The organism is Sinorhizobium numidicum (genome assembly GCF_029892045.1).
Classification (GTDB): domain Bacteria; phylum Pseudomonadota; class Alphaproteobacteria; order Rhizobiales; family Rhizobiaceae; genus Sinorhizobium; species Sinorhizobium numidicum.
The window spans coordinates 1016483-1030823 of sequence record NZ_CP120368.1; the positions used below are offsets into that span (position 1 = coordinate 1016483).

The following is a 14341-nucleotide window of genomic DNA, read 5'->3' on the forward strand; positions in this document are numbered from 1 at the left end:
CCTGGATCCTAAGAACCTTGGAGCAGCATCCGCCCCTTCGGCGATATTTGCAATTGAGATTGCCGGATTTCGGATTTAGAAAAGCTATATGAAAGAGTTGAACACGATCCATCTGAATGGGCTACGTGCGGTAGAGGCAGCCGGTCGCCTCGGCTCGCTTGCGGCCGCGTCGGAAGAACTCGGCGTGACGCCTGGCGCCGTGAGTCAGCAGATCGTCAAGACCGAGGCGCAACTGGGGCGCGCGATCTTCGAGCGCTCGCCGAGAGGGCTCGTACTCACGGATTTCGGGCGCAAGCTCCTGGTGCGGCTGTCGAGTGCCTTTGCGGAACTCGCGGAAGCCGTCGCGCAAGCCCGGCGCCGTGACGAGTCGGTGCTGACGGTTTCCGTGGCCCCGGTTTTTGCAGCTCGCTGGCTGGTCTACCGCCTTAACCGCTTTGCCGAACGTCATCCGGAAATTCGGCTGAGAATTGACGCCACCACCACCCTCGTCAATCTGGAGACCTCCGACGTTGACGTCGGCATCCGCGTCGGTGCGGGGCGCTGGCCAGGCGTGCGCGCCGAACTGCTTCTGGAGCAGGAGGTCTTTCCCGTCTGCTCGCCGGCCCTCGCGGCAGAACTGCGTGAACCCGCAGATATCCTGAAGCTACCTGCGGTCATCGATGAGCATGCGATGTTTTCCTGGGACCTTTGGTTGAACGCGGCCGGTCTTTCCGGCTCCCGGATGACGGTGCGCCATGCCTTCAACGAGGCGTCGCTTGCGCTTGATGCGGCCATTGCCGGCCAAGGCGTCATGCTTGCCTGGCAGACGCTTGCCGGCTACGCCGTGACGAAGGGCAGCCTGGTGGCGCCCTTCGGAATCCGCGCAAAAACCGGCTTTAGACACTATTTCGTCACGTCCGCATCAAGGCGTGAAAGCAAGGCCGCCACCGTCTTCAAACGCTGGGTACGCGATGAAGTCGAGGAGGGAATGCGGCTGCTCTCCGCTATTCCGGCTCCCGCAGCCGTTCCTCCATCATCGACTTGAAGGCGGGACGCGACTGGCAGCGCGCGAGCCACGTCTTGACGCGAGGATGCCTGTCGAAGAGAGCAGTCTGGCTCATCGCATAGCGGAAGACCTCTGCCAGGTTGAGATCGGCGACGGTGAAGCGATCACCGACCACATAATCGCGGTTCTGAAGATGCGCCTCGAGCACCGCAAATGCTTTTTCGAGCGACTGCGCGCAAGCTGCGATACGTGCCTCCCCCTCGGGCGTATTCTCGATACCGTCGTCATAGGCAAGGATGATCTTGACCGCGTGGGGCTCCACTTCGGTCGCAGCCCACATCGTCCAGTTGCCGATCTGCCCCTCTTCGGCGAGATCGGCCGGAGCAAGCGGCCCGCCATATTTGCGCGCGAGATAGAGATTGTTGGCAAGAGATTCGGTGAGCACCAGCCCGTTATCGTCGATTGCCGGGATGAGACCCATGGGATTGACGGCAAGGAAGCTAGGGGAGCGGGTGTTGATAGGCGCGTCCGCAGCCAGCGGATCCGCGAGGCGGCGTGCCTGGATCACGGGAACGGATTTGAATGGGATGCCAAGTTCATGCGCCATCCAGTAGTTGCGCGATGCCCGCGAACGATAAACGCCATAGATCGTCAGCATCTTCGGCCTCCTCCTTTGCGATGCATGACTCCATACGCGATTGCAGATGCAGGCAGAAGCGGTTCCCATTGATATGTCACATGAAATCTTTTGATGCGACGGTCGCTTGCTCCCAGCCGCCGATAAGGAGGCGCCCCGGCGGCGGTGTTGTCTGCAACCTTTAGGAGATTTTTCCGCACGATGTTTAGAGAAGCATAACCTCTATTCGCTAGCCTTGGGAATGGAAAGTCCGGCCGCTCTTCCGGAGGCTTTGCTTGGCAAGGAAAACGTCCCGCAGTAGCCGATACGCCGCCCTCAACGCGGGGCGACAACGCGGAGACGCGCCGGTTGATCGACGCCGGCAACCGCCTTGCGGAGGAGGTAGCACGCATCTTCCCGCCAGAACCCGACATCGCGGACCGCCACTATTGGCTGGAAACGATGATCAACCACGTTCCCGATTATATCTATGCCAAAGACACCGAAGGGCGGTTTCTCATCGCCAACGAAGTGACCGTTGCTGACAATGGTCTCGATAGCCTTCAGGATCTCGTTGGCAAAACCGATTTCGACTTGCATCCGCGCGAATTCGCTCAGGGTTTCGCCGAAATAGAACGCCGCGTAATTGAGACGGGCGAGCCGATCTTCGGCATCGAAGAGCGGGCGATCGTCACGAAAGGCCGCGACCGCTGGCTGATGACCTCGAAAGTGCCGCTGCGCAACCAGCGCGGCAAGATTGTCGGCGTTGTCGGCGTCTCGCGCGACATCACCGATCGAAAGGGTGCCGAGCGCCTGCTCGAAGGCCAAGCGCGGCTGCTGGAGATGATAGCGAAGGGCAGGCCGCTCGATGAATTCTTCACCGAATTGATCCTGCTGATCGAACTGCTGCTGCCCGGTATCAAAGGGTCAGTTCTGCTCCTCTCGGAGGACGGCCGCCATCTCCTGCACGGCGCCGCTCCAAGCCTCGACGAGGTCTATTGCGCCGCCATCCATGGTGTTGAGATCGGCCCGAACGTGGGTTCCTGCGGAACGGCCGCCTGGCGCGGCGAGCAGGTAATCGTCTCCGACGTGCTCTCTGATCTGCTTTGGGAAGGATATGCCGACCTCCTGCGGCCTTGCGCTTTACGTTCTTGCTGGTCCACGCCGATTGTTTCACGCGAACGCCAGGTCCTCGGCACGTTCGCGCTCTATTCGGGGGAAGTCGGCGTCCCGGGCGACCGGCAGCAGGAGTTGATCGCGATGGCTGCTCATCTGGCGGGGATCGCGATCGAGCGCAAGCGGGCCGAAGACAGGATCAGTTTCATGGCCCATCACGATGCCTTGACGGGCCTGCCCAACCGCGTCCTCTTCGAGGAGCAGGTGGCCGGGATGCTCGAGGCAATTCGCGGATGCGATCAGTGGGCGGTTCTGGCCTTTCTCGATCTCGACAACTTCAAACTGATCAACGACAGCCTCGGTCATACCGCCGGTGATGAGCTGCTTAAGGCGGTGGCAGAACGCATGCGCGCCGCAGTGCGTAAGTCCGACGTTGTCGTGCGCGTCGGCGGCGATGAGTTCATCATCCTCCTGAACGGGCTACCGACGGAACAGGAGGTGGTGCTCTCCCGCCTGGAGGATATTCGCGCCGCGATTGCCACCCCGGTGCAGCTCAACGATTGCAGCCTGCAGGTCACTTGCAGCATGGGCGTCGCCTGCTTCCCCAACCAGGGCCGGACCGTAAGCGAACTGCTCGCCAACGCCGATATGGCCATGTATCGCGCCAAGGAACTCGGCCGCAACAACCTCCAGGTCTTTTCCGAGGAGATGGCCGCCAAGGCTCATGAGAAGCTCCAGCGGCAGGAAGAACTGCGTGAGGCAATCGCCCGCGAAGAATTCGTCCTGCATTACCAGCCGCAGATGAGCCTTGAGAGCGGCCGCATCTTCGCGGCCGAAGCTCTGTTGCGATGGAGGCATCCGCTTCGCGGCATGCTCTCCCCTGCTACTTTCGTTCCGCTCGCTGAAGAGACCGGCCTGATCGTGCCGATCGGTGATTGGGTACTGAGAACCGCCTGCCGCCAGTGCAAGGCCTGGCAGGATGCCGGGCTGGCGCCTCTGATCATCAGCGTCAACGTGTCCGCGCGGCAGTTTCGCGAACGCAACTGGGCCGCGCGGGTGGCGGCGGTACTGACTGAAACGGGTCTGGAGGCGCGTTATCTCGAGCTCGAATTGACCGAGAGCCTGATCATGCAGGACGTGCAAGGGGCGATCGCGACCATGCATGAGCTCGAGGCAATCGGTGTGCATCTGGCCATCGATGATTTCGGGACGGGATATTCGAGCCTCAGCGCGCTCAAACGCTTTCCGGTGCGGCGGTTGAAGATCGATCGCTCGTTTGTAGAGGACATTCCCTCCGACCCCGATGACAAGGCAATTACCTCGGCGATCATCTCGCTCGCGCAGAAGCTCGGCCTGCGCGTGATTGCCGAAGGGGTAGAAACCCTCGATCAGGTTGAATTTCTGCGCCAGAGCGGTTGCGACGAGATCCAGGGCTATTTCTTCAGCCGGCCGCTGCCCGCCGGCGATTTCGAGGCGCTGCTGCGGCAAACCTTGTGCGTCTTAAACGATGCGTGGCGCGTGTAGGTGCCACGCGGCCGGGGTCTGGTGTCATACCAGCGGTTGTGAACTGCGATAGCACAATTGTGATCGGAAGTTTGCTGACACAAGCCGGCTCCGGCCGTAAATGCGAATCTGGAGCAAGATGAGAAAAAAACATAAGCGGTTTTCGCTTGCGTCCTGCTCCGGCTTATCGATATCGATCACAATGATTTTGGATTGCTTCAATCCAAGGTCACCGTGATCTATTCGAAAGGCAGGGAGGCGTGAGTCGCTGATGCCTGTCCTGCCGCTCCTTCAGTCGCCGCACTCAAACCACAAGAGCTCGATGTCATCGCTGCCTGTCTTTTCCCGCCGCCAGTTCCTCCGCACATCCGGACTCGCAATCGCCTCCGCCGGCCTTGCGGGCTGCACCTCTTCGATGAACACCGATCGGTTTCGCCAGGAAACGGCGCCGGTTTTCCGCAATCCCGCTCTTGAGAGTCGCTGGATCGACCCCGCCGAAGGCATACTGGAAGGACCGGTCGGCGAGCCGACGGGATTACCGGCCCAGGACCCTTACTACGAGGAGATCTATGCGGCGATGGAGGATGGCGGCTTCCTGATCCCTGCGGTGCCCTATCGGCAGATCGATGCCCGTTTCTATCGCCAGGAAGTCAGCGATCCGTTCGGCGAGCGGCCTGGCACCATCGTCGTGGATACGGCCGACCGCTATCTCTACCTCATCCAGCCGGGTGGCCAGGCTCTACGATATGGGGTCGGGCTTGGCCGAGAGGGTTTCGCCTGGTCGGGACGCGGCGTCATCCAGTGGAAGCAGAAGTGGCCAAAATGGACGCCGCCGGGCTCAATGATTGCGCGCCAGCCGATCCTGGCGAAATACTCGGCGCAGAATGGAGGCATGCCACCGGGGCTCGACAACCCGCTCGGATCGCGCGCGCTCTATATCTTCCAGAACGGCCAGGATACGCTCTATCGCGTGCATGGAACGCCGGAATGGCAGTCGATCGGCAAGGCGGTTTCATCCGGTTGTGTGCGCATGATCAACCAGGATGTCATCGATCTTTACGACCGTGTGCGTAATAAGGCGCCGATCCTGGTCATCTGACGGATTTACGTTTCCGCTGAGCGATCAGCCTTCGTGCTGATCGTTCGCGAGCCGCTGCGTCAGCCGGTGCAGGGCTTCGCGCAATTCGCCGACCTCTTCAAGGCTGCAACCCGTGGCCTTGCCGATTTCGATCAGTATCCCGAAGGCCTCGTCCTTCAGGTCCCGGCCATTTTCCGTGAGACTGACGATCACCTGCCGCTCGTCGGCCGGATCGCGCAGCCGGGTGACATAACCGGCCGCTTCCAGCCGCTTGAGCAGCGGAGAAAGAGTGCCGGAATCGAGGCCCAGCTCTTCGCCGATCCGCTTCACCGTCATGCTGTCCTGCTGCCATAGCGCGAGCAGCACGAGATATTGCGGGTAGGTGAGCCCGAAACGGTCAAGCAGCGGCTTATAGGCGCGGTTGAAGGCATGCGCCGCCGAATAAACGGCAAAACAGAGTTGCTTGCCGAGCGTCAGTACCTCATCGGACAGGGCATCAAATTTCGCCACTTTGGTCGTCATGATGGCATTGTCGCAAATTCGCGCCGACAATGCAATTTGCAAAATTAATTTGCGAGCAATTTAATTTTGCGATAAGTATCTGCCCATCGGCAACATCACACGAAGGAGACTGCCATGCCTATCGTTTACCGCACCACCGCATCCGCGACCGGCGGCCGCGCCGGCCAGGCCAAGAGCGCTGACGGCGTGCTCGACGTTACCCTCACCGTGCCGAAGGAACTCGGCGGCGACGGCGCGCGCGGCACCAATCCGGAGCAACTCTTCGCCGCCGGCTATTCCGCCTGCTTCCTCGGCGCGCTGAAGTTCGTCGCCGGCAAGGAAAAGGTAAAGCTTCCGGAAGACACCAAAGTGACAGGCACGGTGGGCATCGGCCCTCGCGAGGACGGCACGGGTTTCGGCATCGACGCGGCGCTTGAAATCTCGGCGCCCGGCGTTGACCGGGCGGTAGTCGAGGACCTGGTGCAGAAGGCGCATATCGTTTGCCCCTACAGCCATGCGACAAAGGGCAATATCGACGTGAAACTGACGGTCGCCTGAGAGCGAGCTCGTTGCTGTTATAAGCTGAGGCCCGAAACGCGTTTCGGGCCTCAGCTTTGTCTTTCGCGACCTCGGTACAGGGCGATTCCCGGCAGCCCACCCGACGAGCGCGTGCCTCGAGCGATTTGTAAAGGGGCCGCCTAGGCCTTCTTTAGAAACTCGGTGCGCAGCACCAGTCCCTTGATCTTTTCGACCCGGCACTCGACCTCTTCCGGATCGCCCGTCAGGCGAATGCCCTTGACCAGCGTGCCGCGCTTCAACGTGGTGGAGGTCCCCTTTACCTTCAGATCCTTGATCAGCGTGACATTGTCGCCGTCCTTCAGGATGGCGCCGTTCGAGTCCTTAACGTCCATGGTCAATCCTTTGAGTATATAACTGGGTTACCGCTTCAGGCTGCCGAGGATACCGCGCACCAGGGCACGGCCGACCTGGGTTGCTACGGTGCGGGCAACCGATTTCATCGCGGCTTCGACGATCGTCTCACGCTGGTATCCGGACGAACGCGCCTGTTTGCCTGCCGGCTTTTCCGACGCATCGTCACCGAAACCGGGCAGGGTCCAGCGTCCGCTGCCGGTCTCCTGGGCTTGCGCCTCTGCCTGTTTGGCTTCCGCCTGCTCCGCGGCCTTGGCCGCCCGTTTTGCAAGCATCTCGTAGGCGGATTCCCGATCGAAGTCTTCGTCATAGAGACCACGCACCGGACTGACGTCCATCACCTTCTGGCGCTCGGCCTCCGTCAGCGGACCGAGGCGGGAAGCCGGCGGGCGGATCAGCGTCCGCTCCACTATCGAGGGTGAGCCCTTGCCCTCAAGCGTCGAGACCAGCGCCTCGCCGGTACCGAGGTTGGTGATCACCTCTGCGCAATTAAAATCGGGATTGGGGCGGAACGTGTCGGCCGCCGTCCTGACCGCCTTCTGTTCGCGCGGGGTATAGGCGCGGAGCGCATGCTGGACGCGATTGCCGAGCTGCGCCAGCACCGTTTCCGGCACATCGAGCGGATTCTGGGTGACGAAATAAACGCCGACGCCCTTGGAGCGGATGAGACGAACCACTTGTTCGACGCGCTCGACGAGCACCTTTGGTGCATCGTTGAAGAGCAGATGCGCCTCGTCGAAGAAGAACACCAGCTTCGGCTTGTCCGGATCGCCGACCTCGGGCAATTCCTCGAAAAGCTCCGAGAGAAGCCAAAGGAGAAAGGTCGCGTAGAGCCGCGGGTTCATCATCAGCTTGTCGGCGGCAAGCACCGAGATTGCGCCCCGACCGTCATTGGTGGTGCGCATGATGTCGGTGATCTTCAGTGCCGGTTCGCCGAAGAAATGCTGTGCGCCCTGCTGCTCGAGGATCAGCAGCTCGCGCTGGATCGAGCCTACCGAGGACTTGGAGATGAAGCCGAACTGGTTGGAAAGCGCGCTTGCGTTCTCGCCCATATAGTTGAGCAGCGACTGCAGATCCTTGAGGTCGAGGAGGGGAAGTCCGCCCTCATCGGCGATCTTGAAGGCGATGTTCAACACGCCTTCCTGGGCATCGCTAGCGTTCATCAGTCGCGACAGGAGGAGCGGTCCCATCTCCGACATGGTGGTGCGCACCCGGTGGCCCTTCTCTCCGTAGAGGTCCCAGAAGATCACCGGAAACTCCTGGAACTCGTAGGGCGTAAGGCCGATCTGCTCAGCCCGTTTCAGCAGAAAGTCCTTCGGCTCGCCGATCGCCCCGATACCGGAAAGATCGCCCTTCACGTCGGCGCAGAAGACCGGCACGCCGGCATTTGAAAAGCCCTCGGCGAGGATCTGCAGCGTTACCGTCTTGCCTGTGCCGGTGGCGCCGGTGATCAGCCCGTGGCGGTTACCGAATTTGAGCTCCAGATACTCGGCCTTGTTGACCGAATCGTCCGGCTTGCGGCTGGTTCCGACATAGAGCTTGCCTTCCTGCAGCATGGGGGTTTCATCTCCGTTTTATCAATGAAACCGGGCAGTTCCCGCATGTTGCGCAAAGGCCCGTCATCGAAGTTTCGCTCAGCTCTGTTATAGGCGGTGCAGTTGCATGCGGCAACATGGTCGCAATCGGAAACAGTCGCGCCGGCGGCCGGATTGCCATTGGTAAGGCGCTGTGAAACCATGGCTGGAATTCGGGCGACGCTCCGCGGCCCTGACGGATTGGGGTTGTTATTGTCATTCCAGGACCGATCATTTACCTTGACGTTAACGTCAAAAATTCGAACGAGGAGATTTCCATGAGTGAACTGGTCACACGCGTCGCGGAGAATGTCGGAATCGAACCTGCGACGGCCGAAAAGGCTGTGGGGATGATCCTCGGTTTCCTCCAGCGCGAAGCGGCCGAAGGGCCGGTTGCCAAGATGATCGAGGCAATCCCGGGCGGGCCTGAGCTGGTCGCCCAGTATAGTGGCGAAGGCAGCAACGGTGGCGGATTGCTTGGCGGCCTCATGTCGGCGATCGGCGGCGGGGGCGTCATGGCGCTTGGCCAGCAACTGATGAGCGAGGGCCTCGGCATGGGCGAGATCACCGCGCTCGCCAAGGAAACCATCGCCTTTGCCAAGGAAAAGGCGGGTGACGAGGTGGTCGACGAGGTTGTCGCCTCCGTCCCGGGCCTCAGCCAATTCGTCTGATGACAACCCGTTAGACGCCCGAACCTGTGTCAAACACCCACCGAAGCGTTCGGTGGGTGTTGTTGTTTCGACTTTCCAGGATTTTGATCCCGTGTCAGGCAGCCTCGTCCCACTGAGGCGCCAGCCCTGCGGGACTGACGATCCGGCCGTCCGGGCGGGCGAGCCCGCTGATCGCCGCCATTTCCTCCCGCGTCAGCGCAAAATCGAAGATCTCAAAGTTTTCCTTGAGCCGCGATTCCGTCGCCGTTTTCGACAGCGCGACGACGTCCTTCTGTTGCACGAGCCAGCGCAGCGCCACCTGTGCAGCGGTCTTCCCATGGCGCGCGCCGGTGTCTTTGAGCAGGGGATCAGAAGGCACCCTGCCATTGGCCATGGCGTAATAGGCGGTGAGAGACATCCCAAGCCGGCGTGCGGTTTGCAGAACCTTCGTCTGGGCGAGATACGGGTGATACTCGACCTGATTGGTCGCGATCGGCGCGTCGCTGAACAGCACCGCCTCCTCCATCTGCGCCGTGTTGAAATTGCTGACGCCGATATGGCGCACCTTGCCTGCCTTCCGCACCTCGTTCAGCGCGCCGATACGCTCGGCCATCGGCACGCAGCTGCCCGGCCAATGGAGCAGCAGCAGATCGACATGATCGGTCTTCAGCTTTCGCAGGCTTTCATCGACCGAGCCGATGAACGCGTCATGGCGATAATTGTCGACCCAGACTTTCGTCGTCAGGAAGATGTCCGCACGCGGAATTCCCGACTTGCGGATTGCTTCGCCGACTTCCGCCTCGTTGCGATAGGCCTGAGCCGTGTCGACATGGCGGAAACCGAGCCTCAAAGCTTCCGGTAGTATGTGAAGCACCTCGGGTCCAGACATGCGGAACGTGCCGAAGCCGAGAGCGGGTATATTGGCGCCGTTTGAATTGACTGCATGCATTGAGGGCTCCTTGATCTAGGGTCAGCCGAGAGAAGCAACACCCCTATACTTGTCCCCGTCGGGCGCGGCTTCAAGGCGCCTTGCTGACCGGTGGTGTCGGGGCTGTAGCGACAATGAACAGGCGCGGAAAACGCAGCAGCACGCGCCCGTCCGCCATGGCAGGATAAGCCCTACGAATCTTCTCGGCGTAGGCCGCGAGGTAGTCTGTACGCCGGTCGGCTGGCAATGCGTCGAGATAGGGGCGCAGTCCCGTGCCTTTCACCCATTCGACGATGGCATTCGCATTGGCGAGGGGGTGGTAATACACCGTGTGCCAGATATCGACCCGAGCCGCATGAGGGGTGAGCCTTTCGACATAGGTCCCCGGCGGGGGGAGGGGCATGCGCTGGAGCGTCCAGCCGCCATAGGCCTGCGCAAAGGCTGGTTCCTCGGCCGTTTCCTGCATCAGTTGATGCGACGGCTCGTCGAGATTGTCGGGCATCTGCACCGCGAGCGCCCCGCCCGGCACCAGCGCGTCGATGAGCCGCTCGAGAATGGCGATATGCTTCGGCAGCCATTGGAAGACCGCATTCGCGAAGAAAAGCGCAGCCCCGTGCGGCGGCATCCAGTTGGCGAGATCTGCCTTTTCGAAGCGCAGATCAGGCAGCCGATTGCGGGCGGCCGCCAGCATGTCATCGTCGCTGTCGATGCCGGTGAGCGGGTTATTCGGGAAGCGCTCAAGGATCAGTTGCGTCGAATTTCCGGGTCCGCAGCCGAGGTCGAAGGCCGGGCCGGCGGGAAGATCGGGCACCTGGGCGATGAGATCGCGTGCCGGCCGCGTCCGTTCATCCTCGAACTTCACGTATTGCGCTGCCGACCAGGCCATCGGGCCGTTCCTTCATATGCCGAACTGCAGGCTTTCAAGCGAGGGCAGGATGAGCGCCGGACCATAATCCTTATATTCGTCCGGCATATCGGCGCGGTTGATCCAGACCGTGCGGAAGCCGAACTTGGTCGCACCTGCAATGTCCCAGCGGTTCGACGACTGGAACGAAACCGCATGCGGATAAAGCCGGTATTGCGTCGTCACCAGGTCGTAGACGGCGGGTGCCGTCTTGAAGGCTCTGACCGCATCGACCGAGAAGACGTCGTCTATGATAATGTCGAGGGCGGCATTCTTCACGGCGGAGGCAAGCATTGCGGGTGAGCCGTTCGAAAGGATGGCGATGCGGGCGCCGCGCTCCTTCAATCCCCGCAGCACGGCCGGAACCTCCGGGTAGCAATCGAGCGCCCAATAGGCGTCGAGCAGCCGCTTCTTGAGCTTCGGATCGGCCGAAGGGAAGCGCGCGAAGGCGTAATCCAGCGATTGCTCCGTCAACTGCCAGAAGTCGACATAGGCACCCATCAGCGAGCGCACCCAAGAATATTCGAGTTGCTTGGCGCGCCAGAGCTCGGAAAAGGCCTGGCCATCGGGCCCGATGGCCTCTGCATGGCGGCGCACGGCCGCATGCACATCGAAAAGCGTCCCATAGGCGTCGAAGACATAGGCCGCGTGAGACATCAAACTCTCCCGTCAATCCATCGTTCGGCGGCGCGCAAGAGGAATTTCTCTCAAGTGAATAGCCGCCAAAACAAGGGCTTATAGCGTCGCGTCAGAAGACGCTCTGCTTTCTCCATTTCTTTTCCCTGGATCATGTCAAAAATTTGTGCACCGCACAATGCCTCCCTCTGCGGTTGCTGCCATTGTTCAGCCTTTCCAGACCTTTGCAGGGAACCGCAGCGCCTGCTTGGCCAGTTTGCCCTTGAGGCCGAGAGCCGCATCGCAGAGGCCGACTACGTGGCGGTTCGGCTTGGCTTCGGGGCGCAGCGCGTGAAGGGCGGCAGCCGCGCTCTCCGGCGCCATGTAGCGCGCCAGGATGCCGAGCGTCAGCGCCGTCGAGCGGCCGATGCCCCGAAGACAGTGGACGAGCAGATGCGCGTCCTCCGGCAGACTGTCGACAAAAGCAAAAGCCGCCTCGACCGCCTCGAAACGTGCGGCGTCCGGCGCATCCGGATCGGTGGCGTCGCCGAAATGGAGTTCCAGATGCCGCTCCGGCGGCAGTTCGATCATGGAAAGCAGCCGGCTTGCGGGCGCGCGGATAGAGATGAGATGCGTCGGCGCCCAGAGCACGCGATTGTGCCGCGCCTCGGTCTGCGAACTCACGATCACGCGCACCGGCCAGCCGTTCGCATGTTCTGGATTGGCTTCGAGAACGGGGCGGTAAAGTTCGCTTTCTGTCGCCTGAGCCGCAAGCGCCATGACAGGACCTCGCTGATTCGTCTTGCCCGATGAGAATAACAGTGCGGCGGAGCGATCGGAATCTCTTCATCAGAACCTTGTAATCACGCTGATGCCGAGGTCGGTCGCACGGTCCATCGCCACCAGCGCCGGCACGGCCTCTTCCAACGAAATCTCGCGGCCGATCAACTGTTTCGGATCGAGTTTGCCGGCCGTGATCATCGCGAGCATCGCGTCGTAGCGCCAGGCCTGCATGCCGTGGCTGCCATAGATCTCGAGTTCGTGGCCGATCACCTGCGCCATCGGGATTTGTGGAGTCGCATGGTCTGCGAGCATCAGGCCCACCTGCACATGCCGGCCGCGCCGGCGGAGGTTCTTGATCGAATTGAAGCAGGTGACGGGGGAGCCGAGCGCATCGATCGAAACATGGGCGCCGCCTTTGGTGATCTCCTTCACCGCACCGGCGACATCTTCCGTTTCGCGGCCGTTGATTGCGGCGACGGCGCCGAGCCTGCGGGCGAAGGCGAGCTTTTCCTCGGAAATGTCGATCGCGATCGGATTGGCGCCGAGTGCGGCGGCGATCATGATCGCCGAGAGGCCGACACCGCCGCAGCCGTGCACCGCTACCCATTCGCCGCCCTGGACCCGTGCCTGGTCGGCGATGGCCCGGAAGGAGGTGGCGAAGCGGCAGCCAAGGCTTGCGGCGGTCGCAGAATCCATGCTCTCCGGCAGGTGCACGAGGTTCTGGTCGGCAAAGTCGAGCGCCACAAACTCGGCAAAGGAGCCCCAATGGGTGAAGCCGGGCTGGAACTGTGCTTCGCAGACCTGTTGGTTGCCGGAGCGGCACTCGCCGCAGCGTCCGCAGCCGGAAACGAAAGGCACCGTCACGCGGTCGCCGGCCTTATAACGCAAGACGCCGCGACCGGCGGCGGCGATTGTTCCGGCGAGCTCGTGGCCGGGCACGTGCGGCAGGCGGATATCCGCGTCGTGCCCCATCCAGCCGTGCCAGTCGCTGCGGCAAAGTCCGGTCGCCTCGACCTTGATGACGACGCCGTATTCCGTCGGCGTCGGGTCCGGCAGCATCTTGATTTCCGGCGTCTTTTCGAATGCGTCGTAATAGATCGCTTTCATTGCGGTCCGCTCCCCTGCGGTTTTCGGTCATTCTCGCATGGCGCTCCGGGTGGTGCCAGAATGGACGCCATGACATTTTTTGATGTACCCATTCAACCCGATGCTGTTTTTTCCGGCTAGACCGGACGAACACACGACAAGCCGAGAAGGAGACGCCGATGGCCGTCGATACATCACCCCGCTCCACCACCTGGACCTATGTCGATGGTGAGTGGCTTTCCGGCAATCCGCCGCTGATCGGACCGACGTCTCACGCGATGTGGCTCGGCTCGACCGTGTTCGACGGCGCGCGCTGGTTTGACGGCATCGCCCCGGATCTCGATCTGCATTGCCAGCGCGTCAATCGTTCTGCCGTGTCGCTCGGCCTGAAGCCCACGATGGCTGCCGAAGAGATCGAGGCGCTCACCTGGGAGGGCGTGAAGAAGTTCGACGGAAAGACGGCCCTTTATGTAAAGCCGATGTATTGGGGTGAGCACGGCTCATGGAGCGTTGTAGCCGTCGATCCGGAATCGACCCGCTTCGCACTCTGCCTGTTCGAGGCGCCGATGGGCAATGCCCATGCCGGCTCGTCGCTGACGCTATCGCCGTTCCGCCGCCCGACGATCGAATGCATGCCGACGGACGCCAAAGCCGGCTGCCTCTATCCCAACAATGGCCGCATTTTAAGCGAGGCGCGTTCGCGCGGCTTCGACAATGCGCTCGTGCGCGACATGCTCGGCAATATCGCCGAGACCGGTTCGTCCAATGTCTTCATGGTGAAGGACGGCGTCATTTTCACGCCGGCGGCGAACAAGACCTTCCTTGCTGGCATTACCCGTTTTCGCGGCATGGGCCTTTTGCGCGAGGCTGGCTTCGAAGTGATCGAAACCACGCTGACCATGGCCGATTTCGAGGCGGCCGACGAAATCTTCACGACCGGCAACTATTCGAAAGTGCTGCCGGTCACCCGCCTGGAAGGCCGGGACCTGCAGGCCGGCCCGATCGCCGCCAAGGCCCGTGATCTCTACATGGATTGGGCGCATTCGAGCGGTGACGTGTAGGGCCCTGACAA

General features: G+C 61.6%; 14 protein-coding genes and 1 pseudogene. 6 read left to right on the top strand and 9 right to left on the bottom strand.

The window, feature by feature from the left end:
* The first annotated feature begins 88 nt into the window (after positions 1 to 88).
* Positions 89 to 1024 carry a LysR substrate-binding domain-containing protein gene (locus tag PYH37_RS15935; protein ID WP_280735886.1) on the top strand — a complete coding sequence of 312 codons (936 nt, stop codon included), beginning with the start codon at positions 89 to 91 and terminating at the stop codon, positions 1022 to 1024.
* Here PYH37_RS15935 and PYH37_RS15940 read toward each other — a convergent pair.
* Positions 984 to 1643, bottom strand: coding sequence for a glutathione S-transferase family protein (locus PYH37_RS15940; RefSeq protein ID WP_280735887.1), 660 nt, complete (start codon positions 1641 to 1643; stop codon positions 984 to 986). The two genes, PYH37_RS15935 and PYH37_RS15940, sit on opposite strands and share 41 nt — an antisense overlap.
* 254 nt (positions 1644 to 1897) lie before the next feature.
* Here PYH37_RS15940 and PYH37_RS15945 point away from each other — a divergent pair.
* Positions 1898 to 4241, top strand: a pseudogene (locus tag PYH37_RS15945) (putative bifunctional diguanylate cyclase/phosphodiesterase).
* A 301-nt stretch (positions 4242 to 4542) separates the two neighbouring features.
* Positions 4543 to 5319, top strand: a complete 777-nt coding sequence (locus PYH37_RS15950; protein WP_280735888.1) for a L,D-transpeptidase family protein — start codon at positions 4543 to 4545, stop codon at positions 5317 to 5319.
* 24 nt (positions 5320 to 5343) lie between these two features.
* On the opposite strand, the gene PYH37_RS15955 is transcribed toward PYH37_RS15950, so the two are convergent.
* Positions 5344 to 5820: a MarR family winged helix-turn-helix transcriptional regulator gene (locus PYH37_RS15955; protein WP_280735889.1), complete on the bottom strand. Its 477-nt coding sequence runs from the start codon at positions 5818 to 5820 to the stop codon at positions 5344 to 5346.
* A gap of 114 nt (positions 5821 to 5934) precedes the next feature.
* Between PYH37_RS15955 and PYH37_RS15960 the strand changes: the two genes are divergently transcribed.
* Entirely contained in the window at positions 5935 to 6357 is a 423-nt protein-coding gene (locus PYH37_RS15960) for an organic hydroperoxide resistance protein (RefSeq protein WP_280735890.1), read from the top strand.
* Between the two features lie 140 nt (positions 6358 to 6497).
* Here PYH37_RS15960 and PYH37_RS15965 read toward each other — a convergent pair whose 3' ends face one another.
* Together PYH37_RS15965 and PYH37_RS15970 are read right to left on the bottom strand one after the other, a co-directional pair.
* Positions 6498 to 6710 carry an alkylphosphonate utilization protein gene (locus tag PYH37_RS15965; protein WP_280735891.1) on the bottom strand — a complete coding sequence of 71 codons (213 nt, stop codon included), beginning with the start codon at positions 6708 to 6710 and terminating at the stop codon, positions 6498 to 6500.
* 27 nt (positions 6711 to 6737) lie between these two features.
* On the bottom strand, positions 6738 to 8285 hold the full coding sequence (locus tag PYH37_RS15970) for a helicase HerA-like C-terminal domain-containing protein (protein WP_280735892.1): 1548 nt from the start codon (positions 8283 to 8285) through the stop codon (positions 6738 to 6740).
* A 296-nt stretch (positions 8286 to 8581) separates the two neighbouring features.
* Here PYH37_RS15970 and PYH37_RS15975 point away from each other — a divergent pair, with 296 nt between their 5' ends.
* Positions 8582 to 8974, top strand: coding sequence for a hypothetical protein (locus tag PYH37_RS15975; RefSeq protein ID WP_280735893.1), 393 nt, complete (start codon positions 8582 to 8584; stop codon positions 8972 to 8974).
* A 94-nt stretch (positions 8975 to 9068) separates the two neighbouring features.
* On the opposite strand, the gene PYH37_RS15980 is transcribed toward PYH37_RS15975, so the two are convergent.
* The 5 genes from PYH37_RS15980 to PYH37_RS16000 all read right to left on the bottom strand — a co-directional run bounded on the left by PYH37_RS15980 (position 9069) and on the right by PYH37_RS16000 (position 13290).
* Positions 9069 to 9902, bottom strand: a complete 834-nt coding sequence (locus PYH37_RS15980) for an aldo/keto reductase (RefSeq protein WP_280735894.1) — start codon at positions 9900 to 9902, stop codon at positions 9069 to 9071.
* Positions 9903 to 9972: 70 nt separating this feature from the next.
* Positions 9973 to 10767 carry a trans-aconitate 2-methyltransferase gene (tam, locus tag PYH37_RS15985; RefSeq protein ID WP_280735895.1) on the bottom strand — a complete coding sequence of 265 codons (795 nt, stop codon included), beginning with the start codon at positions 10765 to 10767 and terminating at the stop codon, positions 9973 to 9975.
* A 12-nt stretch (positions 10768 to 10779) separates the two neighbouring features.
* Positions 10780 to 11442: a haloacid dehalogenase type II gene (locus PYH37_RS15990; protein WP_280735896.1), complete on the bottom strand. Its 663-nt coding sequence runs from the start codon at positions 11440 to 11442 to the stop codon at positions 10780 to 10782.
* 186 nt (positions 11443 to 11628) lie between these two features.
* Positions 11629 to 12180, bottom strand: a complete 552-nt coding sequence (locus PYH37_RS15995) for a phosphatase (protein WP_280735897.1) — start codon at positions 12178 to 12180, stop codon at positions 11629 to 11631.
* A 69-nt stretch (positions 12181 to 12249) separates the two neighbouring features.
* Complete coding sequence (locus PYH37_RS16000; RefSeq protein ID WP_280735898.1) at positions 12250 to 13290, bottom strand: zinc-dependent alcohol dehydrogenase family protein; 1041 nt, start codon at positions 13288 to 13290, stop codon at positions 12250 to 12252.
* A gap of 158 nt (positions 13291 to 13448) precedes the next feature.
* Between PYH37_RS16000 and PYH37_RS16005 the strand changes: the two genes are divergently transcribed.
* Complete coding sequence (locus PYH37_RS16005; RefSeq protein WP_280735899.1) at positions 13449 to 14330, top strand: branched-chain amino acid aminotransferase; 882 nt, start codon at positions 13449 to 13451, stop codon at positions 14328 to 14330.
* Positions 14331 to 14341: the final 11 nt, after the last annotated feature.

Bases quoted from the DNA above. Each gene is read 5' to 3' on its own strand.
- PYH37_RS15935 (WP_280735886.1), top strand. From the start codon at position 89: ATGAAAGAGTTGAACACGATCCATCTGAATGGGCTACGTGCGGTAGAG.
- PYH37_RS15940 (WP_280735887.1), bottom strand. From the start codon at position 1,643: ATGCTGACGATCTATGGCGTTTATCGTTCGCGGGCATCGCGCAACTAC.
- PYH37_RS15950 (WP_280735888.1), top strand. From the start codon at position 4,543: ATGTCATCGCTGCCTGTCTTTTCCCGCCGCCAGTTCCTCCGCACATCC.
- PYH37_RS15955 (WP_280735889.1), bottom strand. From the start codon at position 5,820: ATGACGACCAAAGTGGCGAAATTTGATGCCCTGTCCGATGAGGTACTG.
- PYH37_RS15960 (WP_280735890.1), top strand. From the start codon at position 5,935: ATGCCTATCGTTTACCGCACCACCGCATCCGCGACCGGCGGCCGCGCC.
- PYH37_RS15965 (WP_280735891.1), bottom strand. From the start codon at position 6,710: ATGGACGTTAAGGACTCGAACGGCGCCATCCTGAAGGACGGCGACAAT.
- PYH37_RS15970 (WP_280735892.1), bottom strand. From the start codon at position 8,285: ATGCTGCAGGAAGGCAAGCTCTATGTCGGAACCAGCCGCAAGCCGGAC.
- PYH37_RS15975 (WP_280735893.1), top strand. From the start codon at position 8,582: ATGAGTGAACTGGTCACACGCGTCGCGGAGAATGTCGGAATCGAACCT.
- PYH37_RS15980 (WP_280735894.1), bottom strand. From the start codon at position 9,902: ATGCATGCAGTCAATTCAAACGGCGCCAATATACCCGCTCTCGGCTTC.
- tam (WP_280735895.1), bottom strand. From the start codon at position 10,767: ATGGCCTGGTCGGCAGCGCAATACGTGAAGTTCGAGGATGAACGGACG.
- PYH37_RS15990 (WP_280735896.1), bottom strand. From the start codon at position 11,442: ATGTCTCACGCGGCCTATGTCTTCGACGCCTATGGGACGCTTTTCGAT.
- PYH37_RS15995 (WP_280735897.1), bottom strand. From the start codon at position 12,180: ATGGCGCTTGCGGCTCAGGCGACAGAAAGCGAACTTTACCGCCCCGTT.
- PYH37_RS16000 (WP_280735898.1), bottom strand. From the start codon at position 13,290: ATGAAAGCGATCTATTACGACGCATTCGAAAAGACGCCGGAAATCAAG.
- PYH37_RS16005 (WP_280735899.1), top strand. From the start codon at position 13,449: ATGGCCGTCGATACATCACCCCGCTCCACCACCTGGACCTATGTCGAT.